Source organism: Candidatus Liberibacter sp. (genome assembly GCF_014048425.1).
GTDB lineage: Bacteria > Pseudomonadota > Alphaproteobacteria > Rhizobiales > Rhizobiaceae > Liberibacter.
The window spans coordinates 1-1566 of record NZ_JACETX010000084.1 but is presented as its reverse complement, the minus strand read 5'-3'; the positions used below and the strand labels follow the sequence as shown (position 1 = coordinate 1566).

The following is a 1566-nucleotide window of genomic DNA, read 5'->3' as shown; positions in this document are numbered from 1 at the left end:
GCAGACGTATTCTAGCTCCTTTGCCTTTCCTAAAATAGTATATGACCTTGCCATGTCGGGTGCGTTCCCTCACCACAAAAGGTAATTTGGCGTTCTTGTTCATTTAACACCCAAAAGGATTAAGCCCGTCATCTTCAACTTTGGGCTTTTCACTTCTGGTTTTAAAAGGATCAAACCTATAGAGCGTGCCTTCTCTTTCTATCTCGATACGGATTTTGTTTTCTTTTGAGATTCTTGCCACGGATCGTAGGTCAATGCGTCCTTTGTTACTCATGATCACTCCTCTTCTACCCATTTCTTAGGGTCTTGTACGGGCAATATCGCCCCTGTTTGTTTTTCTTTGTAATGTGTTGGGAAAACTGGCACTAATTCATCTCCCTTGTTTAATAGCTCCATGTCTTTGACGCATAGCAGTCCTTGAGCGTTGTGATGAATTGACAGCCCGTAAGCTTTGCCGTTGTTGAATAGTTGGATCTGTCCTTTGGTCATTAGGACAGATATTCTGTTATGGATAGAAAACTCGCTTCCAAGACCCGCTTTGCTGTCAAAGGCTTCTCTAAATTGACGTGCGTTATATGCGTTGCCTTTTAAGGCTTCAGATCTGATAATATCTATGATTGCATCTTTTTTGCGGTCACGCTCAGCATCTAACTTGAATCCGTAGTTTTGATTAACTAAACGAATGCTTCCTTCTGGATGTTCTTTCCATTCTCCGCTTTCTTTGTCGTAGTAGATTTCTTTTTTTCGTATTCTCTCACCAGACCGAACTTCGAAGTAAACGTGAACCGTATCATCATCCTCATCCTCTTTATGCAACAACATGCCTGAGGTGTAATTTCGTCTGATGACGCTTGTTCCTGATATGGCATCAAAGCGTATTTCTTTTAGTTCTTCGCTTTTTACTTTTCGTGTATGATGAACGAGTATCATTCCTGCATTAGGATTAATGAGACTTCTTAACCGTTCTAAACGTTCCTTAAAAAAGAATATCATAGCGGTACTGTCGTTTTCTCCTCCTTTGTGTTCCCCGCCATCAAAGGCGTAATACAAAGGATCAACAACAATGATGTCAGTTTGGCCATGATGGTATTTGTAGGCATCTTCGGAAACAGAATGAACCATAGGCTCAGTTAATGACTTGCACATGCGAGACGTAGCGACAAAGTTTTGATCAAAAAGATCTGTTTGTTCAGGACTAAGGTGTTTAATCATTGCTTGTATTTTGTTTCGAACGTCGAAAAAGTCATTCTCCAATTGCAGATAATAAACTTTCAATGGTCTAGGTGGATCAAACCCTAAGAAAGAAAGTCCTGCAGAAAGATTGATCAACATAGAAAGAACAATATGACTTTTCCCGACCTTTGATGCTCCCGCTAAAAGCATTAATCCTTTAGGTGAAAGAAGACTGGAAGATATGAGGTCTTCTGGTTTAGGGTTTTGATTGGTTCTAAAATACTCCCCAGAATAAGAGGGAATATGAGATTGGCTTTCTATCTTTTCTTTTGGACAATCTCTGATGAATTCTATGATATTAAGACCATCTGCAACGGCGTCATAAGCATCCCA

General features: G+C 40.1%; 2 protein-coding genes. Both read right to left on the bottom strand.

Annotation, left to right across the window (positions count from 1 at the left end; translation table 11 throughout):
• Positions 1–103 precede the first annotated feature (103 nt).
• The gene (locus tag H0G72_RS06000; protein WP_259345181.1) at positions 104–274 is read right to left on the bottom strand and encodes a hypothetical protein; all 171 of its coding nucleotides are present in this window, start codon (positions 272–274) and stop codon (positions 104–106) included.
• A 2-nt stretch (positions 275–276) separates the two neighbouring features.
• Positions 277–1566, bottom strand: a 1290-nt coding sequence (locus H0G72_RS05995) for an AAA family ATPase (RefSeq protein WP_182017861.1), incomplete at its 5' end; no start/stop codon positions are given.

Excerpts from the sequence above, each read along its gene's own strand:
- H0G72_RS06000 (WP_259345181.1), bottom strand. The coding sequence starts at position 274 with ATGAGTAACAAAGGACGCATTGACCTACGATCCGTGGCAAGAATCTCA.